Here is a 22,852-nt window from a genome sequence, read left to right as displayed (position 1 = left end):
GGCATATAGTACAACGAATGGCTTTAAGAAGCCGGACGGAGGTGCTAGCCATAAGATGAGCTACACGAAATATGGTATTCGGCCCGAGCTGGTCGAGCGCGTGAAATTGAAAATGAAGAATCCGGTCGTGAAGGATCGTATGAAGATGCTGTTAAATGGTGTGACCAAATATGATTTACAGGATCGCACGAAAGTAAAGAAACTCGTCAAGACGTCATCGGGCATCTTACAAGAGTCGCTTACGGAGCAGCAGGAAGAGCAATTAATTGCATTCATACTTGGTCAGAAAATCGATCCTTCAAACACAATCCACCTCATCAAACTATGGGCGATGTTCCGCTGATCCTTGGATCGGCGGTTTTTTTTCTTCAAGTGCGTTCAAATAGGCGCGATGCAAGATGCATCGTTATTCGCCACGCTGCCGACCGTTTTGCCAACCGGATATGCCTCCAGAAGTTCTGATGGATAAGGGGTAAGGAGCGCATGAAGCTGTTGTTGATCTTGCATCGAACGGTTAAGCCACATCGCTTCATGCTCTTCATGGAGGATCACCGGCATCCGATTATGGATTGGAGCCATCAGTTCATTTGGCGAAGTTGTGAGAATCGTACAGGTGCTCAGTTTAATCCCGTCCGGGGAAACCCAAGTATCATATAGCCCCGCCATGCTGAAAAGCTTGCGGTCTCGCTTTACGATGCGCATCGGCTGCTTGTCCTTCTCGTCCTGACGCCATTCGTAGAAGCCATCAGCCGGAATGATGCAGCGTTTGCGGCGTATGAGCTGCTTGAAGGCAGGTTTCTCCCATACCGTTTCGGAGCGGGCATTGAGCATTTTGTTACCGACCTTCGGACTGTCGGCCCAGGAAGGGACAAGTCCCCATTTGAGCTCACCGAGCCGGTTCTGCGTTCCGTCACTAACGATGGCGAATACCATTTGACCTGGGGCAACATTATATTTGGGCTGATGATAAGGCACATTCGTGGAAGAAATCCAATAACGTAACATTAGCTCTTCCAAAGATACTGTAATGGTATATCGTCCACACATCGTCTGCAGACCTCCTGCACATATTCGTCCTATTCTCTTCAGTATACTACGGGCGGCTAATTGATTGTAGAGAAGCCCATACTAAAATGTATACCCGTGGACAAGAAGAAACGGATGTCGCCCCAGAATGAAAGGAGTGGCGAAGCGCATGGAGCATCAAGGTAGCACTAACCCTTCAGTAATGAAGCGCGTCATACTTGTACTGCGAAGATTGCCTGCTCATATTGTCGCTTATGTAGCAGCGAAACGGTGGGCGAAACGAGCGTCCTCAAAGCTGGCTCAGCACGCGATTCCAATGGAGCTCAAGCAAGAATTCGTCCGAGAGCTGCGAGCAGGTTGGAAGTCACTTGGCGAGCAGCGCACAGAATCACCTATTGAGGCTTTATCCGAGATATATAACGAGCAGGAACGAGCAATCATTCATCGGATTCGCCACGAAACGGAGATCGCCAATCAGAACAATGTAACGCGAACGGAGGCGTATCGCGCGGTATATTTTCGCTGTCCGGAACTGCACTGGGCGTTGCTGGCCCATCTGGTTTCCCGCAATGGCGGCTGGAATATGACCGATTTGCAAGGGGAGCTGCTGCCGCGGCTGCTTGATCGCGCTTATCGCAAGCAGACATTTCTGATGCTGGAACGGGCGAATGCCATGATTTTTCAAGATGCTTATCCGCAGCTGTTGCTTTACGAGGCTTCGCGGAAGGAAGGGCGTGAGCTCTTCTCGTTGTTGCCTGCCTTCGGCGTGTCTGGATTCATGCGTCCGGTTTGGTCTCAGTTCTGGCGTCGCAAGGATGCTGCCATGCTAACCACCGCGCTTATTGTCAATGAGCAGCATGTCATTGAAGTTCCCCTTGTCCGCAGCGCGTACTTCAAGGAGCATGTCACTCGCAAGCCTGCCTTCCTCTTGCAGACGCCGCTCCAAACCAATGCCGTATTTATGCCATATGGCGCGCCGAACGAAGGAGCTATGAAGCTTGCGGGGCTGGTGCTTGAGAATTTCCGCAGCTTGGAGGAGCGGATCGAATTCGGTAAACGATTGTATGCCATTCTCTATGGCGTTCCGGAAGTGCATCGAGGTGTACTGGCATTTGTGCGGGCCGTGCATCATTCCGGCTCAAGAGCCGATTATGCCCCGCATCTATTTACGAAGCAATTGCGCTCCCAATCGACGAGAAGTTATGTGGAGAAGCTGGACGGCTGTAAGCTGAAGCGGGGAGCGAAGAAATTAGCGAGTCCGGAGCTGACCGCAGCTTGGCAGGATGTACCGGTAGAGATTGGCGGCCGAGAAGATTGGTTTCAGGAAACAAGCGAGGTGGAAGGCTACTTCGAACAGCTGCTGATACCGGAGGTGTTTGTCATTTCTGAAGAGCACTGTCGCGCGATAAACAAAATCGAGCTGGCCGTATTGGCTGCGCAGCGGCTGAAGCCGAGCTCGGCACAAGATAAAAGGCGATAAAGATCAGCTGCAAACAGCTTGTCTCTATCGCCTTTTTGATTTGCGCGGTAATTAACCTTTGCGGTGCAGCAATTCCCAGCGGTACACGTATTCGAACAGAAACTCGAACGCTTCCAGATGGCGTTTCGCTTCAAAAGCGTTTGCGCCCCAAGCGTAAATGCCATGCTTTCGCAGCATAATGCCCGGTATACGCGGATCAAGCCGTTCCGTAACTTCCGGTACGATGCTTGGGATATGCGTAAAGTTGGACACAATCGGGATATCAATATGGGCTTCATCTTCCCAAATATTGAAAGCTTTTATGAGCTCAACGCCGTCAACCGGGATCGCTTTACGCTCCCAGAATAGCTCGGATACGATACTGTTATAGACGGAATGAATGTGGAAAATAGCGCCGCAGCCCGTTTGACGGTAGATTTCGCAATGGATCAATGTTTCAGCCGAAGGCTTGAGGCGAGTGGGCTCACTCGGTTTACCGGCTTGATCCACGAACAGAAAATCCTCCGGCGTCGACAGCGATTTATCCTTGCCGCTTGCCGTAATGGCGAAATTAAAGTCCTCCGGCGAGTAGTCGCCGACTCGGATCGAAAGATTGCCGCTCGTTCCCGGGAACCAGCCGCGGGAAGCGAAAAGGCTCTTCACTTCAGTAAGCTCAGCAAGCACGCGTTGCTTGTCTTCTAATGCAATCTGTGCAAATGACATCGTTAAGTTGTCGCCTCCTGCAATTTCAATACATCGATGACGTCGTGGAACGTCTTGAACTCGTGATAGGAAAGTCCGAGTTCTTTGCATTTCTGCGTTAAATGAGAGCGTGCGAATACCACATCAGCAAGCTTTGCTCCTTCGAAATCCGTCACGCTGTCGCCGATTAGAATGCGCTCGTACTGACTTTTTGGGAAGCGGCGAATAATGGTTGTTTTGCACATGCCGCAGTCGGTTTTACATTCGCCTTCGCATGGGTGAGGCCATGTAATCGCGATCTGTTCGCCGGAGAAATCACTGCCGTTGCAGTAAATATGATTCTCCGGAATGTTAAACTGCGCCAGAAGCGGGTAGACGAAGAAGTCGATGCCGCCGCTCGTCACGTAGAATTCAATATCATGATCTTTGCAGTATTGCAGCAAATCGGCAAAACCGGCGCGGATGGTCGCATTCGAGATGGCATAGTCGACAACTTCCCGTTTCATCGATGAGGGCAGCAATTGGAACAGCTCACCGACACCTTGACGAATCGTCTTGCGCTGTCCGACGATGTCGTTCACGATCGCTTCCCAGCCGGGCGGATTGAAATGTTTGATGATTGCAACGATGTTATCGTTCTCGGTAATCGTGCCGTCGAAATCGCAAAAAATAACGCGCTGCGGTGCTCTGGATGTCATGTTGTTCATGCTCATTATTCTTTGTACCCCCAGCTGTCGATCGCCGCTTGCAGCGCTTCGTTACCCGGCTTCGCTGCGGCTTCGGGCAGCGAAATGCCTGCTCTTGCGGCTTCAATCGCCATACGGAACGCATGTCCGCCAGCCGCTGTTCCCATCGGATGACCATGGATGCCGCCGCCTGCATTGACGACGACATCGGTGCCGAAGTCCCGAAGAATAAGCGGGACTAGTCCGGGATGAATGCCTGCTGATGGAACCGGGAAGCTCGGCGCTACCGGCAATGAAGGATCAATTAAAGCAGCTTGCACGGCTAAATTCTCTTCTCGCGGCATGACGACAGAGCCGTAAGGCGAAGGGAAGAGAACGAGATCGGCACCGGCAAGTCTCATCAGCTTGCCAAGCAGCAAAGGTGCGGCGATGCCGTAGTGAACGGAAGGGTATAAGGCGCCGGCCATTGCAGGGTGAGCCGCAATGGGAACCGAAATTTCCGGATCGCCGCTCAGCTCGTGCAGGACATCGTAGCCGTAGGCAAGCACGTTGAACAGGAGTGCATTCGCGCCGGCATTGATCGCCTTTTTCGCTTGCGAAGCAAGCTTGGAAGTGGGGCCGGTCAAGTTCACGGCGTAAAGCAGTTTCTGCCCTGTAACTTGTTCGGCTTGGCGTGCGGCTTCCATACAGGCTTCTACCCGTTTCTCTAGCGGGGTGAGCGGGTTCTCGAACAGGATTTCGTCGTCCTTGATCAGGTCTACGCCGCCTAGCGCTTGTTGATAGAACTGCTCCCGCAGGTTAGGCAAATCATGACCGATAACGGATTTGAAAATGCTCATTAACAGCGGACGTTCATTCGCAGCTAACAGCTTACGGACACCCTCGATTCCGAATTTCGGTCCCGGAAAAGCAGAAACAAAGCTGCTTGAGAAATCGAGATCGAGCAGCTTGATTTTGCCATCCATGGACAGCTTTCCAAATACCGTAACGAGAAGGGCAGGGAGGTCACGGCTGAAGTTCACATCCGGATAGGCGATGCGCAGGTCGGCATAACGCTCTTCCGGCGCGGAACCTTCATGAACGTCCACGGAAATGACGCGGCCCAGATGTTTCTCCATCTCGGCTTTACGCGCTTCCGGCAAATCTGTCCAGCTGCCGACCGTCAGGCCAACGGCAATGCCCTGTGCTTTTTTATGAAAATCTGCTTTGTGATCGTAACAACGATAAGTTGCTATACATACAGCTTGCTCACTCATGATGTCGCTTTCCTTTCAATTTCTGCACCCATCTCTGCAGCACGTTCCGCAGCGCGCGCAATCGCACTGATCACGGCTTGCGAGAAATGGTTTGCATCTAGTTTCTCAATTGCGGCTTGTGTCGTGCCGTTAGGCGAAGTCACTTTACGGCGCAGATCCGCCGGGTTCTCCCCAGTAGCTTTCACCATATGTGCGGCTCCTAGTACGGTTTGAACGGTCAGTTCGCGCGCGGCTTCCTCAGTCAGTCCAAGCTGGCTGCCGGCAACAATCATAGCTTCCATTAGGTAATAGACATAGGCAGGTCCACTGCCTGATAACCCGGTAACCACTTCAAGCAGCTGTTCTTCCACGACTGCCGTTAAACCTACCGCTTGAAACATCGTCTCGGCGAGGTCGCGCTGATTGCCTGTGACGGAAGCGGAGAAGCTGATTCCGGTCGCGCCAAGTCCGATTGTGCTTGATGTATTAGGCATTGTACGTACAATCGGCATCGGCTTGCCAAGCAGTGTTTCCAAGGTGCGAATGGTCATGCCGGCAATAACGGAGATAACCAATTGGCCGGGATGAAGGAGGTCACGCACTTGAGAGATCGCTTCCGCAGCATCCTTCGGTTTCATCATAAGAAAAACAATATCGGCATCCTGCAGCATGACGGATTTCTCCGCTTCCAGCGAGGAGGTGTTCACGCCGTATCGAGACGCGAGCTCTTCCATCCGAGCCACGTTTTGCCGATTCATCATGCTGATTTGACCCGGCTCGGTCAAGCCGCGGTCGAGCAACCCGCGAACCATCGCTTCCGCTATGGAGCCTGCACCGTAAAAACACATTTTGAGCGATCCGATTGCAGTTGAAACACTAGAAGATGAAAGTATCGTCATGATCGTGAATCCTCCTGTTCTATCCGCGAATTTGTCCGCTGCCGTAAATGCGGAATTTGGTTGATGTCAGTGCAGGGAGTCCCATTGGTCCCCTGGCATGGAGCTTTTGCGTGCTAATGCCGATTTCGGCGCCGTAGCCGAATTCGAAACCATCCGTGAAACGAGTGGATGCGTTATGGTATACCGCAGCCGCATCGATCTGCTGCATGAACTGATCCGCGTGCTCTTGATTCTCCGTAACGATACATTCAGAATGCATCGTGCCGTATTTGCCAATATGCTGCATGGCTTCATCGATGCCGGAAACGATATGAATATTCATAATGTAATCATTATATTCCGTTGCATAATCCGTTTCGGTAACCTCGTTAGCTTCAGGAATGATGGCGCGCGTTCGTTCACAACCGCGGAGCTCGACGTTAGCCCGAAGGAACCGGTCAGCCAATTCACGAAGATGACGTTCGGCGAAAGCTTCATGGACAAGCAGCGTCTCCATGGAATTACAGACGGAAGGGCGCTGCACCTTGGCGTTGAATGCGATATCCGATGCCATAGCAGGCTGTGCGCTTTCGTCCAAATAAGTATGACAAATGCCGGCACCTGTTTCAATGACAGGTACGGTCGCATTTTCAACAACATTTCGAATTAACGAGGCTCCTCCGCGGGGGATCACAACGTCAAGCAAGCCGTTTAACTTCAGCATCTCGTCGACGGAAGCGCGCGATGGGTCTTCAATCAATTGGAGCGCTTCAGCAGGCATTGAAGTGGAGGCAAGCGCACCGCGCAGCACTTCGACGATACGGCGGTTGGATTCCAGCGCAGCAGAGCCGCCTCGAAGGACGACCGAGTTGCCTGTCTTGAGGCATAACCCGGCCGCATCGACCGTTACATTGGGACGAGCTTCATAGATCATCCCGATAACGCCGAGCGGTACAGAGATTTTGTCAACGCGAAGTCCGTTAGGGCGTTCGAATGATTCCAAAGTAATGCCGACAGGATCGCTCAGCCTCACAACCTGGCGAAGTCCTTCAGCAATATCTTCCACCCGTGCCGATGTAAGCGTCAGCCGGTCCAATAAGGATTCGCTCGTGCCGTTAGCGCGTCCGCGTTCGATGTCGATCCGGTTCGCCTCGATAATTGAATCTTGATGGCGGATGAGCGCATGCGCCATTTCGAGCAGGGCTTCATTCTTCTGATTCGTCGTCAATCGGTTCATAATGCCCGCTGCCTGTTTGGCAAGGGCCGCTTTCTCCCGCACTTCGCTCATATGGTCTCTCTCCCTCATAAGTCCTTGTCGTTTATGCTCTTAGCGTGACCCACTCATCACGGTGGATGACTTCTATTCGAGTTACTTCAACGCGTCTGCGAACTTCCTCCGTACTTAAACCGGCAACGGCTTGGACCTGCCAGGCTGCATAGTTGACGACACCGCGGCCAAGCGATTGCTGCTGTTCATTAAACACTTCGACGACATCGCCGGGATGAAAATCACCTTCAATGGCTCGAATGCCGGCAGGCAGCAAGCTTTTGCCGCCTTCGAGCAATGCTCGTTCAGCCCCATGATCAACGAAGATACGGCCTTGCGGCATGGAATGGAAGCCAAGCCATTGTTTCTTTGTCGTCAGATTGTGCTGACTCGTTTCGAAATACGTCCCTTTGCCTACACCGGATACGGCTAGATTCAAATCGCCGGGCTCTACGACACGGCCGATGAATACCGGAACGCCGCCGCGCATCGCGATACGTGCCGCTTCAATCTTCGAGCGCATGCCGCCCGTTCCGACGGATGATCCTGCTCCGCCTGCGACACGCAGAATGTCATCGGATATTTGCTCGACTCGGTCGTAACGAACCGCATTCGGATTCTTACGAGGATCTTCCGAATACAGGCCATCCATATCGGTCAAAATAATGAGCCGTTTCGCTTTCACGAGATTGCCGACAAGCGCGGATAACGTATCGTTCTCGCTGAACTTCAATTCATCCGTTGCCACGGTGTCGTTCTCGTTCACGATCGGGAGCATGCGCCGATGGAGCAGCTCTTCAATGGTCATCAGTGCATTCTGAATCCGTTTGCGATTGGAGAAATCGGCCCGGGTAAGCAAAATTTGGGCAACGCCCACTCCGCCATTACCGCCATACGACGCGAAGGCTTCTTGATACGCTTGCATGAGAAGGGCTTGACCGACGGCCGCGGCCGCTTGTTTCTCATGGACGAGCTTCGGACGGGTATGATAGCCGATTTTCTTGAATCCGGCGGCGATGGCACCGGAGGTGACAAGCAGTACTTGGTAGCCTGCTTCATGGAGGGCAGCGAGCTCGTGCGCAAAGAAGGCGATTCGTTCCCGATTAATGCCGCCTTCATCGGAGGTTAAGGAGCTGCTGCCGATTTTGACTACAATGGTATCTGTCATATGTCTCCCCAAACCTTTCCTAGAAAATAAAAAAAACTCTCATCCTTGTATATACAAAGGACGAAAGTTTAACTTCCGCGGTACCACCTTTATTAACGGCTATGTTTGGCATGCCGTTCCGCTTTCTTAGACCTGATAACAGCAGGTCGCTGTCCGACTCATCGCCGGCCGTTCCGGGGAAGGTTTCTGCAGCAATAACGGTAAATTCTCACAGCGAACGAATTTACTCTCTGGTCGCATTGCGGAGTGCATACTTGGCCCCATCAAGACGTTAATGGTTTTTAATTAAAGAGAATCATACCATGTTCTGCCTCGTACTGTAAAGTAAAGAAAAGCCCATAAAGACAGGCTTTATGGGCGAAGGGAAGATTATTTTTTGATTATTCGAACAGACCCAGTTTACCGATGCGGCGAATGGCTTCTTGCAGCCGTTCTTCAGGGGCAAGCAGACCCAAACGCACGTAGTTCTCACCATGCGTGCCGAATCCGACTCCCGGCGCAAGTACGACATCAGCTTTCTCCAATACCAGATCGGAGAAGGAAGAGGAGGTATAGCCTTTAGGCACCGGCAGCCAGCAGAAGAAAGAACCGCTTGGCTTCGAAGCCTTCCAGCCAATCTCGCCCATTGCGCCGAATAACGCGTTACGCCTGCTCTCATAGGCAGCAGCAAGATCCGTTACGCATTGCTGCGGCCCTGTCAGCGCAGCAGCTGCGGCAGCTTGAATGCCGCCGAACAAACTGCAGTAGTAGTGATCTTGAATGAGATTGATCAATGAAATGATTTCGGGATTGCCGAGCGCAAAGCCGACGCGCCAGCCGGCCATGTTGTAAGTTTTCGACAGCGTATAGAATTCAACGCCAACTTCTTTGGCTCCGGGTGTTTGCAGGAAGCTTACGGGTTGTTTTCCGTCAAAACCGATAGCCCCGTAAGCAAAATCGCTCGCCACAACGATGCCATGCTTTGCCGCGAATTCGACGGTTTGCTTGTAAAACTCCGGACCGGCTGTTGCTCCGGTCGGATTGTTCGGATAGTTGATGAACATAAGCTTTGCTTTATCCGCAATGTCCGGAGATACCGCGCTGTAATCCGGAAGGAAAGCATTGTCTGCCGTCAGCGGCATATATTCCATCTTGCCGCCCGCAAGTGCAACGCCGGACCAATAATCCGGATAGCCGGGATCAGGTACGAGGCAAATATCGCCCGGATTCAGCAAACATTGGCTTATTTCGATAAGTCCTGTTTTTCCGCCGAACAAGATGGCGACTTCTTTCTCCGGATCGAGTTCCACGCCATAATCTTCCTTATACCGCTGCGCGACCGCTTGTTTGAGGAAAGGATATCCGCTGAAAGGCGGGTAACGATGGTACATCGGGTTCGGAGCTGCCTCTTGAAGTGCAGCTACAATATGAGGCGGTGTAGGCTGATCGGGATTGCCCTGCCCCAAATTGATGACATCGCGGCCTTTGGCTGCTTGTGCATTCGCTTTGCGGACGAGTCCGGCAAAGAATTGTGCCGGCAAACCGGTCATCCGGTCTGCCGGACTGATTTGAACTGTTTTGATTCCATCCATTGTTATCACTCCACCGTTAATCTAAGCCTAAATGTAGCATAATGTTGGAATGAGTGTCGAGCGCCCGGTTCCTAAAGCGGCGAGGTGGAGTGAACGATGTTATAGAGCTGTGCAAACCTCCTACAAATCCATCGCTTTTAGGAAAGGCTTGATATTCGCTTTGAATTGGAGCAAATACGGCTTACGGTTCTCGTCAAAAATAAGCAGCAGCTGCGGTTTCTTCGGACAATAGAACAGGAACACATCCTGCGTCATTACCTGCAGCGCTCCTGCTTTGACAGCAGTCGGTTGATCAAGCGGAATACGGAACACATACCCGCATTTGTCTTCGGCCTGCAGTCTTGGCGATAAGCCGGTAACGGAGTTTAACCATGACTTCGCGTAGCCTTGAAACTCGGCATTGTTCGGGACGCTCTTAACAACCTTGCCCGCAACGACATCGAAAGCCTGCACCGGCCGCTGCATAGCACCGCCGTCATCCAGTGCTCCGGCACTGGCCACAGCAGGAAGAACCAGAAACAAAAGCAGTGCCAAGGCTGATACAATTTTTGTACTCCATTTTCTCATTTACGCAGTCTCCTTAATCGATACAGGATAGTTTCCTCCTTACAGTGCCCATCTTGACAGCGAAGCATGAGACGATATGATTAGGTAAAACTGAGCAATTCAGGAGGCAATCGAATGAGTGAGAGGAAATTAAAGCTTGCGATCGTGCAAATGCACGTCGATGCGGGATATCCCGAGGCGAATTTTGCAAGGCTGGAGGAGAGGCTGCGCGAAGCCGTTCAAGGGCCGGTTAAACCGGATCTGATCATGTTCCCGGAGATGTGGAACACCGGTTACGCGCTTGAGCAGATCGAACAGATCGCGGATCAAGACGGAGAGCGCACAAAGGCGTTGCTGTCTGCTTTTGCCCGCGGGCATCAGGTTCAGATTATTGGGGGCTCTATTGCGGAGAAGCGCGATGGCGGCGTTTATAATACGATTTACGCGTTCAATGAGAACGGAGAAGTGGTGTCGGATTATTCCAAAATTCATTTGTTCCGTCTTATGGATGAAGAGAAACACTTGCTGGCAGGGGAGAAGCTAGGAACCCTTGAAGTGGCCGGCTCCGATGCCGGAATGATGATTTGCTACGACATTCGATTCCCGGAGCTGGCACGCAAGCTCGCGCTTGGCGGCGCTAAAGTATTATTCGTTCCGGCGCAGTGGCCGAATCCCAGATTGCATCATTGGCGGACTCTGCTAACGGCAAGAGCCATTGAGAATCAAATGTATGTGATTGCTTGCAATCGCTGCGGTACGAGCGGAACGAGCACGTTCTTCGGCCATTCCTTAATCATTGATCCTTGGGGCGAAATTGTGGCGGAAGCGGGAGAAGAGGAAGTCATCATGAGGGCGGAAATCGATTTGGACCTCGTAGACGCCGTCCGCGCCAAGATTCCGGTATTCGAAGACCGCCGTCCGTCACTTTATTAATGCAGCTTTCATGGTTTCGATAAAAGCCTCGGCCGCTCTCGACAGATAGCGGCCTTTACGGCTTGCTATGACAAGCGTGCGAATCGGTGTGGGAGCGGAAATCGGCAAGTAGACAGGTGTTCGTTCGTCGCCTTTATCCCTGATGAGCATCTTCGGTACGAAAGTGATCCCCATGCCTGCTGCGACGAGGGATTGGATGGTTTCGATATTCGTGCTCTCAAATACGATGCGCGGCTCGAAGCCCGCTCGTTCGCACAGCTCCAATACATTTTGCCGGAAGCCTTGGCCTTTCTTCAATACGATAAAAGGTTCGGCAATCAGCCTTTCAATATGAATCGGTTCATTCAGCTTGGCCAGAGGGTGATCAGGAGGAACCGCCAGCACGATTTCCTCTTCAATAATCGGAACCCACTCCAGCGAAGGCTCGAATAGCGGCAGCGCAAGTAAGCTGAGATCGGTTTGACCGCTTGCGGTTAATTGCTCCAGCTTGGACGGCGTATCTTCGACGAGGACGACTTCGATTTCGGGATACCTTTTATTGAAGATTGGCAATACGGTTGGCAGCACGTGGGAGCCGGTAATGGATAAACTCCCCACAACGAGCTTTCCTTTGCGCATATGAGCAAGGTCATCGAGCTCCTGCTTCAATTGTTCGATGTTGTCTAAAATGTTCTGCGCTTTATCTACAAACACAGCCCCTGCATGCGTCAGCTCAACGGAGTTTGTGGTCCGGCGGAATAAGAGCACGCCGATTTCCTTCTCCAGCTTAGACAGCTGCTGGCTGAGCGAAGGCTGTGCGATATGCAGCTTCTCCGCCGCGCGCGAGAAATTCTTTTCTTTGGCAATTTGGATCACGTATTGCAGTTGACGAAATTCCATGATTGACCACTCCAGAACCAAGTTTTTACAGGTTTCATCTTCATAGGCCGTACCTATTGCTGTTATAGATATTATATCTTAGATCAATGAAGAAAGAAATGTTATGATGACTTCATTGAATTATTGCTACGAGCAAATGAACTTATGAGGTGAATATAATGACGAAAAGAACGATGTTTGAGAAAATTTGGGATAATCACGTCATTCATTCGGATGCAGGTAAACCGAGCGTAATCTATATCGATTTGCAGCTTGTCCATGAGGTTACTTCTCCGCAAGCGTTTGAAGGCCTCCGCATGACGGGCCGCAAAGTACGACGTCCGGACCTTACATTCGCAACAATGGACCACAACGTCCCTACGAAAGACCGTTTCAACATTACAGATCCGATTTCGAAGCAGCAAATTGATACGCTGACGCAAAACTGTAAAGATTTCGGCGTTACGTTGTTTGACCTCGACAGCATCGACCAAGGCGTAGTTCACGTTATGGGACCTGAGCTTGGCCTTACGCATCCGGGTAAAACAATCGTTTGCGGCGACAGCCATACTTCCACGCACGGCGCTTTCGGAGCTCTTGCTTTCGGTATCGGTACTTCCGAGGTTGAGCATGTTCTTGCAACGCAGTGCTTGCAGCAATCCAAAGCAAAAACAATGGAAATCCGTTTCACGGGCAACCGTAAGCCCGGCGTAACCGCTAAAGATATGATTCTTGGCGTCATTGCAAAATACGGTACGGATTTCGGTACCGGTTATGTAATGGAATTCACAGGCGAAGCGATCAGCAGCCTGTCGATGGAAGAGCGTATGACGGTTTGCAACATGTCCATCGAAGCAGGCGCACGCGCTGGTTTGATCGCTCCAGACGACACAACTTTCAACTACCTTCGTGGCCGTGAATACGCACCGCAAGGCGAGGCGTTTGATCGTGCAATCGCAATTTGGAAAGAGCTTGCAACGGATGAAGGCGCTGAGTTCGATACCGTTCTTGAGTTCGATGTTGATTCTTTGATCCCGCAAGTAACTTGGGGTACAAGCCCGGGGATGGGTACAGACATCACGAAGAACGTACCGGTACCTGCTGAGCTTCCAACTGAGAACGAGCGTAAAGCGGCTGAGAAAGCACTTGAATATATGGGACTTACTCCGGGTACGCCAATGAGTGAGATCGACATCGACTACGTCTTTATCGGTTCTTGCACCAATGGTCGGATTGAAGATTTGCGCGCCGCTGCTGAAATTGCCAAAGGCTATAAAGTAAGCGACCGCGTTACGGCGATTGTCGTTCCAGGTTCGGGCCGCGTTAAGATTCAGGCTGAAAAAGAAGGCCTTGATGTGATCTTCACCGAAGCAGGCTTCGAATGGCGCGACGCCGGCTGCTCCATGTGTCTTGCGATGAACCCAGACGTTCTGCAACCGGGCCAACGCTGCGCATCGACATCCAATCGTAACTTCGAAGGCCGTCAAGGCCGCGGCGGACGTACGCACTTGGTTTCCCCGGCAATGGCCGCAGCTGCTGCGATCATGGGTAAATTCACAGACGTTCGCGACTGGAAAATCAAATCCGAAGTACTGAACTAGTAGCAAGAGAGACGAGAGGAGTTAACGATCATGGAAGAATTTAAACAGCTAACGGGTCTTGTTGCCCCGGTAGATCGTGTAAACGTAGATACAGATGCCATTATCCCTAAACAATTTTTGAAGCGCATTGAGCGCAGCGGTTTCGGCCAGTTCCTCTTCTTCGAATGGCGCTGGGATGAGCAAGGTAACGTCATTGATTCATTCAGCCTTAACCAGCCTCGTTACCAAGGATCGGAAGTATTGATTTCCCGTGCTAACTTCGGCTGCGGATCTTCACGTGAGCATGCGCCGTGGGCGATTCTCGATTATGGCTTCAAAGTGGTTATCGCGCCTTCGTTCGCGGATATCTTCTATAACAACTGCTTCAAGAACGGCATTCTTCCAATTCGTTTGAGCGAAGAGCAAGTAGAAGACTTGTTCCAACGCACGACGAAGACAGAAGGCTACAAGCTGAACGTTGACTTGGAAAATAAAACACTGACTGATGATGCTGGTCTGCACATCGACTTCGACCTCGATGAGCACCGCCGTCAATTCCTGCTTCAAGGCTTGGATGACATCGGCCTAACGCTTCAGCACGAAGACAAAATCTCCGCATACGAAGCAAGCCGCGTCGCATTTTAATTGAAGGAAAGCTGCCCAAATAGGGCAGCTTTTTTTGTGGCTCGATTTCGCGGTTGGTGGGAGTCTGAAAGTTCGGAAATCGAACTCTCAGGTGAAGCGAGCCACGATTTCACTGCCTTTGTGCCGCTGAGAGTGCCGAAATCGATCTCTCAGTGGAGAAAACGGCGAAATAACAGGTCGAGAGTTCGAGAATTGATCTCTCAGGCTGATAGAAGTTCGATTTCATCACCTTCGTACCGCTGAGAGTGCTGAAATCGAACTCTAAGCGGAGAAATCGGCGATAAAACGGGTTGAGAGTCGGAAAAACCGACTCTCGGTAGTGTAAACGGCGATAAAACAGGCTGAGAGTCGGGAAACCCGACTCTCAGCCTGTTTTGGCCTCAACTTTACTGCCAGATTGATGGTGAAAGTCGGAAAAACCGATTCTCGGAGGAGAAAACGGCGATAAAACTGGTTGAGAGTCGGAAAAACCGACTCTCGGTACTAACTTCGCCACGAAGAAAGGCAGAACGGCAATTTGATTACTGTAGTGGATATTGCTCCGTTTACAGAACCCAAACCAGCTGTTTTCTCCGTGATATCGACATGCGCTCTAACACTTCGCTGGACCGCGAAAAACCACTCTTCACAGGCGTAAAACGCACAATAAGCATAATTCATAAGCAATAGTTACAAATTTCCTGAATACGCAACTTTTTCTGACAAACTGCGTCTAACTAATGTCTACAGTTTGCGTCACTATTAGGCTGGCTGTCAGGGCGAAATAAATAGTTTTAGAGGTGAAAGATGAAGAAGTTTGTGTCCGCTGTGTTGCTGTTGTCGCTCTTGATCTCTATGTTCCCCAGTCTAGTGGGAGCAGCGGAAGCACCAAAGCTTTATCTGAATGGAAAACAGCTTCAAAGTGCCGCGGAGCCCCGCATTGTTGGCGATTCGACACTCGTTCCAATCCGAACGGTGACGGAAGGGCTTGGTTTTGATGTGGCATGGGAGAAGCCGAACGTAACAATCTCCAATGGCGAAACGAACATGGTACTGACAATTGGCGGTAAGAATGCCATTGTGAACGACCGGGAAGTCTCTCTTGACGCGCCGGCTCTCAATACAGATGGCTCTACGATGGTACCGCTGCGTTTTGTCAGTGAGCAATTCGGGTTAAGTGTATATTGGGACAAGCTATCCCGTTCCGTCCATCTCTTTCAGCAAACCGTAGTGACACCGCCTGTTGTAGATCCGCCGACTGAAACACCGGACCCGGGAACGGATCCAGGTAACGGAGAAGGCCCGGTAGTAGATCCGCCGCCGACAGATAGTTCTGCAAGTCTCAAATCAATCGAGTATAATGGTTTAGGCAGTATTTACCTATCCTATGAAGGCGATTTCAAAGATGTCAAAACAGAAGTGCTGCATAACCCAGAGCGTGTTGTCATCGATCTGCCTTATATGAACTTTAATTCTGCTTTTACGCCTGCCTTCACGCAGCTGAACAGCGCTACGAAGCTTGGCGAAATCTTAATCGATTCGCACCCGACTCTTCAGAAGGTACGTTATTCTTATTATTCGGACAAGCCGGATACGGTTAGGATCGTTCTTGACCTGCTGGCACCGACAAATGTGCAAACGGTTGAAGAAGATCAAGCCATTCGGATCGATGTCTTGGAGCAAACCGGTCCACCGCCCGTTACTCCGCCGGTAACGCCGGGGGATAAGGTGTATAAAGTTGTACTGGATGCAGGTCATGGGGCAAAAGATCCGGGCGCACTCAGTGTAAACGGTCGTCAGGAGAAGGAATACAACCTTGCCATTACATTGAAGGTGAAGGCGCTCCTTGATCGAGAAACGAAGATCAAGCCATATCTGACGCGTTCCAACGATACATTCGTGGAGCTTGACGATCGCGCAGCTTTTGCAAACAATCTCAAAGCCGATCTGTTTATCTCATTCCATGCGAACAAGACGGAAAGTGCAACGGTTACCGGATCAGAGACGTATTACTCACGCGGGGACAGTATCGCGTTGGCGAAAATTTTGCACAAGTATTTGGTTATAGGGACAGGCTTCAAGGATCGCGGAGTAAGACAAGCTGATTTCAGAGTAATTAAGAAGACGACGATGCCGGCCGTATTGCTTGAAGCTGGTTATCTCTCGAACAGCGGAGATTCTTCCGTACTCTTCAATGATGCGAAACAGAACAAGATTGCTGCGGAAATCGTAGCGGGGATTAAAGAATATTTAAAACTAAGCTAGGAGAATGCCGATGAAACGTCATATTACTACATCATTATTATCGGTAATCGTTGCTGCCGCACTTATCGTACCACTTAGCGCTTGCGGCAATCGGACAGAACCGCTGACGCAAGGCGGAGCAGTTCAAGAACAGCCGGCAGAAGGAACGAACAATACTTCAACTGACCCAGAACAGGATCAAGATCAGGAAGCCAATAACGCTCAAACGGATCCAGCACAGCCGGAAGCACCTGCGCTTGTTAAAGAGCAGATATCTGTATTCTATACGGATGACGATATGATGGAGCTCCATGAGCAGAAGTCGGACATCGAATACGGCGATCCGCAGGAGAAGTTGAAAGCGATGTTTACGGCGCTCCAGCAAGATGGATTAAAAGGCGAAGCTTCCTTATGGAAACATGCCGAGCTGCTTAGCGCAAAACAAGAAGGAGCGGCGGTTACCCTTGACCTTCATTTGCCTGACGAAGCAAGGCTTGGCGCGCCGGGTGAGATGCTTGCCATTCAAGCACTGACACGTACCTATTTCCAATTGCAGGACGTTACGTCCATCGATCTGTTGGTCGATGGGGAAGCAGTCGATAGTTTAATGGGCCATGAAGAAATCGATCATCCCATTACTAAACCATAAGGAGGAGCTCTCAGAATATGCCGCAGCAGAAGAAATGGGTCAAAGTAGTTTCATCGATGTTGGTTTTCTCAGTACTTACAGGGTTTTCTGCGGTAGGCGGTTCGTTAGCGTATGCGGATTCAGCTTTGCCTTCACGATTTAGCGATGTTCCTTCCGGCCACTGGGCAGAGAAGCATATTGCTAAGCTAGCGACACAAGGGATCGTCAAGGGAACGAATGGCGCATTCAAGCCGTCTGATAATGTGTCGCAGCAAGAAGCGATCGCGCTTGCCATCCGTTTTATCGGTAAAGAGCAGGACGTAAAGGTGGATGATGCCATCGTCTTCCCGGATACGTTCGAAGTCAGCACTTATTTTAAACCTTATATCATTCTTGCTTTCCAAGCAGGCTTGCTGGATCAGAAGGAAGAATTCGAACTGGCGGAGGCGAACCCGAAATCGGCATGGGGAACGCAGAAAGCAACGCGTGAATGGATTACGAAGCTGATCGTGAAGGCGATCGGCAAGCAAAAGGAAGCCGAAGCGCTTGCCAATGACGCGATTAGCTTCTCCGATGGAAGTAAAGTAGGATCCGACTACAAGGGGTATGTGAATGCTGCCGTATCCTTGCAGTTGATTAAAGGAATTACAGCGGATCGTTTTGATCCGAAAGGATTCATTACGCGCGCATCAATTGCCACGATCTTCAGCAGAGCAGAAACGCAATTCCCGGTTAATTACACGGGTCAGCAAACCGCTGTCATGACTAGCATAGATGCAACCTCGGTTCATCTCTATCAAAACGACAAAGATTCTGCAATTGAGATGACGCCTGACACTTACGTGTACCGCTTCGATTCCGAGAAACCGTCGAAGGTGGCAGATCTTGAACCAAACACGAAACTTCTCGTTATATCGAGCGGGAACAAAGCCCTTTATGTCGAGCAGCTGGATGCCGCTAAGCAAGTTGAGAAGCTTAAAGGGACAGTAGATCGCGTCCTCGTAAACGATAGTAAGATTTGGGTATGGATTAATGATGAGCCGGTAGCCATTACGTATAACAGCGCGACAGTCGTGACGGATGGAGCGGGAGCAGTCATTAAACCAAGTGCACTTGCGAAAGACAGCGAAGTGGAGATTACGCGCGATACATACCGAACGAAACCACAAGCGCTCTCCATTAAAGTCCAATCTGCACCGATTAACAATAATGGTCAAGGTACAATCAGCACGGTTGATACGGCTTCATCCGCAGTAACCGTGAAAGACAGCGTAACGGGAACCGAATACAAATATAATGTTTCTCCGCAAGTGGATGTCATTTGGCAAGGACAGATTTTGGACGGCGGCTTGTCTCAGCTCCGTGTTGGCGATGCGATTTCATATGAAGTGAAAAATTCGCTGGTGACCAAAATCACGATTACACAAACTTCGGCAAAATTGATCCGCGGCGAATTCTATTCCGCGAGCAGCGACGGGAAGACGATCCAGTATGTGAAAAATTCCGGAACTGCTCAAAGCGCTCTGGAAGCGAAGTTTGTATCTATTCTAGTCGATGTAACCATCGATGGTCTGACGGGTACAACCATTGCTGACCTTGTCAAAGGGGATATCCTGGATATCTCGCTCAATTCCAATGATCAAGTTGTTGCGATCAAAGTAGTGAATCGTAATGTAACGCTGATGATTGGCGCAACGGTTCGCAATTATGAAAGCGACACGCGGATTCTGGATTTTAAAGATAAAGACGGTAATCCGATGTCGGTGTATTTAACGGACAAAACAAGAATTGATCTAAACGGATCCACCGTTGCCGTGAGTGCTGCCGGTTCGTTGCTGGTTAAGAACAGGAAGCTGACCATCGGAGTAACGGACAATAAAGCGGTTCTCATACAATTCGTATACAAATATAGCGGAACAGTGGCAGCTATTAATACGAGCCAAGTTTCGATTACGCAAAGCAATGGTGCCATCATCACATTGCCGCTAGAGCTGCCGAATAGTATTGAAATTGCCGGTAAATCATCCTCTACTGTATCCGATGTTAAAGCAGGCGATACCGTAACCGGTTTGTTGAATGCGAATCAAGACAAAGTGATCACTTTGCAGGTTCACACGTCTCTGCAATCGAGTGTATTCTCAACAGATGTCGCTGGCAAACGTTTGAGGGTGAAAACATCGGATGGTTCCATTCTGGATTTGAATGCGGCTGCGATGGATATTTACAATGAACGCGGTGACAAAATCACACTGGCTGATTTGAAAGCCGGCCAAACCGGCAATGTTCAATATGTCGGCTTGACTCCCGTTGCGTACAAGCTCGTAAAAGTCACATACGGCAAGCTTACTGCAGTGAACGCAAGTTCCTTGGCGATCGTTGACAATAGCGGAGTTGTTACCAGCGTGACGCTGGGCGATTCTTATACCGTAGTGAAGAACGGACTAACAGGCAGCTCTTCCGCAGTTCTTCAAGTCGGCGACCGCGTCGAAGTGAAGAAGGATGCTAAAGACCGTGTCGTCGTTACGGTAAACAGCGGGATTAGCAAGAAGTTCTGGAAATATAATGCGGCTACAGGCGAGCTTTCCGTGAAGCGAGCTACGCTAACAGAGCTAAACACGTATGCCGTAACGTCGGCTACGAAAGTTACCCAAGGCGACCAGCAAATCGCGATCTCTCAATTGAAAGATGGCGATGCGATTCTGCTGTATTTCTACCAGAACGTATTGGTAGAAATCGCGAAGGTGTAGACACAGCATGAATGACGGATGTCCCGGTGTATTCGGCCGGGACATTTTTATTTTGCAATTCTGTGAAATCCTGCACGAATTCAGTCATTTAAGGTTCATTTGCGGTTGATTAATGCGACAATATTCGCTACACTTTGATTCGATGGTTCAATTAGGAGTGAGAGATCGGTTGAAGGCGAAAGAGAAAATGGATCATTTTTTGAGTGTGGTCGGCGAGATGTTCCCTGACGCACATTGCGAGCTCCATCACCGCAATCCGTTCGAGCTAACGATCGCAGTTCTGTTGTCTGCGCAATGCACGGATGAAACAGTCAACAAAGTAACGGCGGATTTGTTCCAAAAGTACCAGACGCCTGCCGATTATTTGGCTGTTCCGCTGGATGAGCTGGAGCACGACATTAGGCGCATTGGGCTTTTTCGCAACAAGGCTCTGTTTATCCAGAAGCTATGCCGGATGCTCTTAGAAGACTATGGCGGAGAAATACCGCAGCAGCATGAGGAACTGACGAAATTGCCGGGCGTAGGCCGAAAAACAGCAAATGTCGTAGTATCCAATGCGTTTGGGGTACCGGCAATTGCAGTGGATACGCATGTGGAGCGTGTATCCAAGAGGCTTGGTTTTGCCAAGGCTGATGATAGCGTGCTTGAAGTCGAGAAGAAATTGATGAAGCTGGTTCCGCGAGCCTTATGGACCGAAACCCATCATCGATTGATTTTCTTCGGACGATACCATTGCAAGGCTCAGAATCCGAATTGTCCGGTTTGTCCAATGGTAGATGAATGCAAAGAAGGCAAACAGCGTATGAAACCTGCTCTAAACCGAAAGGCTAAGTAATAAGACGTTTGACCCAAAACATAATGGATAAGGATGATCCCACATGAAATGCATTTCCGTATACACGAAAGACTTCGCTTTATTCTCTGATATCTATGAGCAAATCATGGAGTCCCCACCGCAAGAAAATGAAGAAATTATTGTGGAAGGCGTGACAGTAAGCGGAGCAGGCGACGTTCCGGATCAATATATTGAACGTATGAGACTTAAACCTGAATGTGTCGTCATGAAAGAGAAAGAGCGCAACATCACGATTCTTCAACATGGCGAAGTGTTTGAGATTTGCGTGCCTGCGGTACAACTGGTATAACAGCCGGTACGTTGAAATTCGTTTGAATGAGTAGGAAACAGGGAGAGAGAGAAATGAGCCAAACGATTGAAAAAGCTGCTCATTCGCTGGACACCTCGCTTGCAGAAATATCGCCGATCATGGCAGCCGCCGGGGATGCGCAAGACGCAGCGCGGCTGCTTGAGCTGCGAGATAAGCTGGGGAACGGGAAGTTGACCGTAGCCTTCTGCGGACATTTCTCAGCGGGGAAATCTACTCTCGTCAATCGGCTATGCGGCACGCAGTTGCTGCCGTCAAGTCCGATACCGACGAGTGCGAATGTCGTCAGTATTGTGAACGGGGAAGCGAAAGCGACCATTAAGAAGCTGGTAAACGGGCAAGAGCAAACGCTAGAGGTGCCTGTTAACGAAGTCAATGAGTATTGCAAAGACGGCGAAACCGTATTGTCCATTTCCTTGTCCTATCCGATCCCGCGTCTGGGCACGCACACTGTGCTGCTTGATACGCCGGGTATTGATTCCACTGACGACGCGCACCGGATGGCGACCGAATCGGCGCTTCATTTGGCAGACGTCGTTTTTTATGTCATGGACTACAATCACGTGCAGTCCGAAATCAATTTCACGTTTGCCAAACAACTCAAGGAGTGGGGCAAGCCCTTATATCTGATTGTGAATCAAATAGATAAGCATCGCGAGAACGAGCTTACATTTGAGGCGTATAAACAAAGCGTTGACGAAGCGTTCGGGAACTGGCATTTGGAGCCGAGCGGTATCGTCTATTTGTCGTTGCGCGAACCTAATCATCCGCATTCGGAATGGGCAGCACTTGAAGGATTGTTCGATTCGCTTGCCGATATTCGGGGACCGCTGGCGCTGTGCAGCGTAGATGCATCCGCCCGTTATGTCGTTCGGATGCACGGAAAAGCGATGGATGAGCAGGCAGAACCTGAACGCGAGCGGCTGCTGGAAGAAGCAGGCGGCGAAGGCGAAGCTGAGCGGGTTCGCGATGAAATCGCGGGACTTGAGGAGCAGCTGCGTGTTCACGCGGCTGAAGCGGAGAGCCTGCGCGTCAAGACCCGTCTGGATGTGCAAAGCATCCTCGATAATGCGAATATTACGCCGGCGGCTACGCGGGATCTGGCGCAAACTTTCCTGGAAAGCCGTAAGACCGGTTTTAAAGCAGGGCTTCTGTTTGCGGGAGCCAAAACCGCGGCCGAACAAGAGCGCCGGCTTCAAGCTTTCTTCAACGATTTGGCCGATCTTGTCCAGGCTGGAATCGAGTGGCACGTCATTGACCTGATGAGACGTACAGCGGATCGTTTGGGCTGGCGGGACGAAGCGCTAGAGAAGCAGTTGAAGGAAACGTTCGGCGGGTTATTGACGCCGGACTTATTGATCTCACTCGTTAACCCTGGGGCTGTCATGGGGAACGAGTATACGATGACCTACAGCCGCGAGCTTGCAGCGGCTGTGAAGGGGCTGTTCCGCAAGAGCGCGATGCCGCTCATCGACGCGCTCGGCGACCGCGCAGCAGCGGCCGCCGAAGCTGCCGCTGCGCCGCTGCGCGCACGGCT

General features: G+C 50.7%; 21 protein-coding genes. 11 read left to right on the top strand and 10 right to left on the bottom strand.

The annotated features are described in order from the left end of the window. Positions 1-55: 55 nt before the first annotated feature. Positions 56-343, top strand: coding sequence for a stage VI sporulation protein F (locus I8J30_RS00105; RefSeq protein WP_210654392.1), 288 nt, complete (start codon positions 56-58; stop codon positions 341-343). A 35-nt stretch (positions 344-378) separates the two neighbouring features. Here I8J30_RS00105 and I8J30_RS00100 read toward each other — a convergent pair whose 3' ends face one another. After that, positions 379-1,047 carry an SOS response-associated peptidase gene (locus tag I8J30_RS00100; protein WP_091215496.1) on the bottom strand — a complete coding sequence of 223 codons (669 nt, stop codon included), beginning with the start codon at positions 1,045-1,047 and terminating at the stop codon, positions 379-381. 148 nt (positions 1,048-1,195) lie between these two features. Between I8J30_RS00100 and I8J30_RS00095 the strand changes: the two genes are divergently transcribed. Further along, on the top strand, positions 1,196-2,506 hold the full coding sequence (locus I8J30_RS00095; protein ID WP_210654390.1) for a DUF2515 family protein: 1,311 nt from the start codon (positions 1,196-1,198) through the stop codon (positions 2,504-2,506). A gap of 51 nt (positions 2,507-2,557) precedes the next feature. On the opposite strand, the gene mtnB is transcribed toward I8J30_RS00095, so the two are convergent. The 8 genes from mtnB to I8J30_RS00055 all read right to left on the bottom strand — a co-directional run bounded on the left by mtnB (position 2,558) and on the right by I8J30_RS00055 (position 10,559). Then, positions 2,558-3,208 carry a methylthioribulose 1-phosphate dehydratase gene (gene mtnB, locus I8J30_RS00090; protein WP_210654388.1) on the bottom strand — a complete coding sequence of 217 codons (651 nt, stop codon included), beginning with the start codon at positions 3,206-3,208 and terminating at the stop codon, positions 2,558-2,560. Positions 3,209-3,210: 2 nt separating this feature from the next. Next, positions 3,211-3,894 carry a 2-hydroxy-3-keto-5-methylthiopentenyl-1-phosphate phosphatase gene (locus I8J30_RS00085; RefSeq protein WP_240547784.1) on the bottom strand — a complete coding sequence of 228 codons (684 nt, stop codon included), beginning with the start codon at positions 3,892-3,894 and terminating at the stop codon, positions 3,211-3,213. Positions 3,895-3,899: 5 nt separating this feature from the next. Beyond that, positions 3,900-5,129 (bottom strand): 2,3-diketo-5-methylthiopentyl-1-phosphate enolase, encoded by a 1,230-nt coding sequence (locus I8J30_RS00080; protein ID WP_210654386.1) that lies wholly within the window; start codon positions 5,127-5,129, stop codon positions 3,900-3,902. Then, positions 5,126-6,007 (bottom strand): pyrroline-5-carboxylate reductase, encoded by an 882-nt coding sequence (gene proC / locus I8J30_RS00075; protein ID WP_210654384.1) that lies wholly within the window; start codon positions 6,005-6,007, stop codon positions 5,126-5,128. Before proC ends, I8J30_RS00080 begins: the two co-directional genes overlap by 4 nt. Positions 6,008-6,026: 19 nt before the next feature. Next, positions 6,027-7,274 carry a glutamate-5-semialdehyde dehydrogenase gene (locus tag I8J30_RS00070; protein ID WP_210654382.1) on the bottom strand — a complete coding sequence of 416 codons (1,248 nt, stop codon included), beginning with the start codon at positions 7,272-7,274 and terminating at the stop codon, positions 6,027-6,029. Positions 7,275-7,305: 31 nt separating this feature from the next. Continuing rightward, the gene (gene proB / locus I8J30_RS00065; protein ID WP_210654380.1) at positions 7,306-8,421 is read right to left on the bottom strand and encodes a glutamate 5-kinase; all 1,116 of its coding nucleotides are present in this window, start codon (positions 8,419-8,421) and stop codon (positions 7,306-7,308) included. A gap of 380 nt (positions 8,422-8,801) precedes the next feature. Then, positions 8,802-9,992 (bottom strand): pyridoxal phosphate-dependent aminotransferase, encoded by a 1,191-nt coding sequence (locus tag I8J30_RS00060; protein WP_210654378.1) that lies wholly within the window; start codon positions 9,990-9,992, stop codon positions 8,802-8,804. Positions 9,993-10,112: 120 nt separating this feature from the next. Beyond that, entirely contained in the window at positions 10,113-10,559 is a 447-nt protein-coding gene (locus tag I8J30_RS00055) for a hypothetical protein (protein WP_210654376.1), read from the bottom strand. A gap of 114 nt (positions 10,560-10,673) precedes the next feature. Here I8J30_RS00055 and I8J30_RS00050 point away from each other — a divergent pair, with 114 nt between their 5' ends. After that, positions 10,674-11,471, top strand: coding sequence for a carbon-nitrogen family hydrolase (locus tag I8J30_RS00050; protein ID WP_210654374.1), 798 nt, complete (start codon positions 10,674-10,676; stop codon positions 11,469-11,471). On the opposite strand, the gene I8J30_RS00045 is transcribed toward I8J30_RS00050, so the two are convergent. Beyond that, positions 11,460-12,350, bottom strand: a complete 891-nt coding sequence (locus I8J30_RS00045) for a LysR family transcriptional regulator (protein ID WP_210654372.1) — start codon at positions 12,348-12,350, stop codon at positions 11,460-11,462. The genes I8J30_RS00050 and I8J30_RS00045 overlap by 12 nt on opposite strands. A gap of 158 nt (positions 12,351-12,508) precedes the next feature. Here I8J30_RS00045 and leuC point away from each other — a divergent pair, with 158 nt between their 5' ends. From leuC to I8J30_RS00005, 8 genes are all read left to right on the top strand, one after another. Further along, positions 12,509-13,930, top strand: coding sequence for a 3-isopropylmalate dehydratase large subunit (leuC, locus tag I8J30_RS00040; RefSeq protein WP_210654369.1), 1,422 nt, complete (start codon positions 12,509-12,511; stop codon positions 13,928-13,930). Positions 13,931-13,960: 30 nt separating this feature from the next. Further along, positions 13,961-14,554 (top strand): 3-isopropylmalate dehydratase small subunit, encoded by a 594-nt coding sequence (gene leuD, locus I8J30_RS00035; RefSeq protein ID WP_091215530.1) that lies wholly within the window; start codon positions 13,961-13,963, stop codon positions 14,552-14,554. A gap of 786 nt (positions 14,555-15,340) precedes the next feature. Continuing rightward, positions 15,341-16,798 carry an N-acetylmuramoyl-L-alanine amidase gene (locus tag I8J30_RS00030; protein ID WP_210654366.1) on the top strand — a complete coding sequence of 486 codons (1,458 nt, stop codon included), beginning with the start codon at positions 15,341-15,343 and terminating at the stop codon, positions 16,796-16,798. A 10-nt stretch (positions 16,799-16,808) separates the two neighbouring features. Next, the gene (locus I8J30_RS00025) at positions 16,809-17,426 is read left to right on the top strand and encodes a GerMN domain-containing protein (protein WP_210654364.1); all 618 of its coding nucleotides are present in this window, start codon (positions 16,809-16,811) and stop codon (positions 17,424-17,426) included. Between the two features lie 17 nt (positions 17,427-17,443). Continuing rightward, complete coding sequence (locus I8J30_RS00020) at positions 17,444-20,152, top strand: S-layer homology domain-containing protein (RefSeq protein WP_210654362.1); 2,709 nt, start codon at positions 17,444-17,446, stop codon at positions 20,150-20,152. Between the two features lie 187 nt (positions 20,153-20,339). Further along, positions 20,340-20,987 (top strand): endonuclease III, encoded by a 648-nt coding sequence (gene nth, locus I8J30_RS00015; protein WP_210655965.1) that lies wholly within the window; start codon positions 20,340-20,342, stop codon positions 20,985-20,987. 43 nt (positions 20,988-21,030) lie between these two features. Beyond that, positions 21,031-21,297 (top strand): NAD/NADP transhydrogenase alpha subunit, encoded by a 267-nt coding sequence (locus I8J30_RS00010; protein ID WP_091215539.1) that lies wholly within the window; start codon positions 21,031-21,033, stop codon positions 21,295-21,297. Positions 21,298-21,350: 53 nt separating this feature from the next. Continuing rightward, a partial coding sequence (locus I8J30_RS00005; RefSeq protein ID WP_210654360.1) for a dynamin family protein occupies positions 21,351-22,852 on the top strand: 1,502 nt, incomplete at its 3' end.

Source organism: Paenibacillus lignilyticus (assembly GCF_017942085.1).
Taxonomy (GTDB): domain Bacteria; phylum Bacillota; class Bacilli; order Paenibacillales; family Paenibacillaceae; genus Paenibacillus_Z; species Paenibacillus_Z lignilyticus.
Note: the sequence above shows the minus strand (reverse complement) of the source record. Positions and strands in the feature narration are given on the sequence as shown.

Coding starts and splice junctions, on each gene's coding strand:
- I8J30_RS00105 (WP_210654392.1), top strand. CDS start 56: ATGAGCTACACGAAATATGGTATTCGGCCCGAGCTGGTCGAGCGCGTG.
- I8J30_RS00100 (WP_091215496.1), bottom strand. CDS start 1,047: ATGTGTGGACGATATACCATTACAGTATCTTTGGAAGAGCTAATGTTA.
- I8J30_RS00095 (WP_210654390.1), top strand. CDS start 1,196: ATGGAGCATCAAGGTAGCACTAACCCTTCAGTAATGAAGCGCGTCATA.
- mtnB (WP_210654388.1), bottom strand. CDS start 3,208: ATGTCATTTGCACAGATTGCATTAGAAGACAAGCAACGCGTGCTTGCT.
- I8J30_RS00085 (WP_240547784.1), bottom strand. CDS start 3,894: ATGAACAACATGACATCCAGAGCACCGCAGCGCGTTATTTTTTGCGAT.
- I8J30_RS00080 (WP_210654386.1), bottom strand. CDS start 5,129: ATGAGTGAGCAAGCTGTATGTATAGCAACTTATCGTTGTTACGATCAC.
- proC (WP_210654384.1), bottom strand. CDS start 6,007: ATGACGATACTTTCATCTTCTAGTGTTTCAACTGCAATCGGATCGCTC.
- I8J30_RS00070 (WP_210654382.1), bottom strand. CDS start 7,274: ATGAGCGAAGTGCGGGAGAAAGCGGCCCTTGCCAAACAGGCAGCGGGC.
- proB (WP_210654380.1), bottom strand. CDS start 8,421: ATGACAGATACCATTGTAGTCAAAATCGGCAGCAGCTCCTTAACCTCC.
- I8J30_RS00060 (WP_210654378.1), bottom strand. CDS start 9,992: ATGGATGGAATCAAAACAGTTCAAATCAGTCCGGCAGACCGGATGACC.
- I8J30_RS00055 (WP_210654376.1), bottom strand. CDS start 10,559: ATGAGAAAATGGAGTACAAAAATTGTATCAGCCTTGGCACTGCTTTTG.
- I8J30_RS00050 (WP_210654374.1), top strand. CDS start 10,674: ATGAGTGAGAGGAAATTAAAGCTTGCGATCGTGCAAATGCACGTCGAT.
- I8J30_RS00045 (WP_210654372.1), bottom strand. CDS start 12,350: ATGGAATTTCGTCAACTGCAATACGTGATCCAAATTGCCAAAGAAAAG.
- leuC (WP_210654369.1), top strand. CDS start 12,509: ATGACGAAAAGAACGATGTTTGAGAAAATTTGGGATAATCACGTCATT.
- leuD (WP_091215530.1), top strand. CDS start 13,961: ATGGAAGAATTTAAACAGCTAACGGGTCTTGTTGCCCCGGTAGATCGT.
- I8J30_RS00030 (WP_210654366.1), top strand. CDS start 15,341: ATGAAGAAGTTTGTGTCCGCTGTGTTGCTGTTGTCGCTCTTGATCTCT.
- I8J30_RS00025 (WP_210654364.1), top strand. CDS start 16,809: ATGAAACGTCATATTACTACATCATTATTATCGGTAATCGTTGCTGCC.
- I8J30_RS00020 (WP_210654362.1), top strand. CDS start 17,444: ATGCCGCAGCAGAAGAAATGGGTCAAAGTAGTTTCATCGATGTTGGTT.
- nth (WP_210655965.1), top strand. CDS start 20,340: ATGGATCATTTTTTGAGTGTGGTCGGCGAGATGTTCCCTGACGCACAT.
- I8J30_RS00010 (WP_091215539.1), top strand. CDS start 21,031: ATGAAATGCATTTCCGTATACACGAAAGACTTCGCTTTATTCTCTGAT.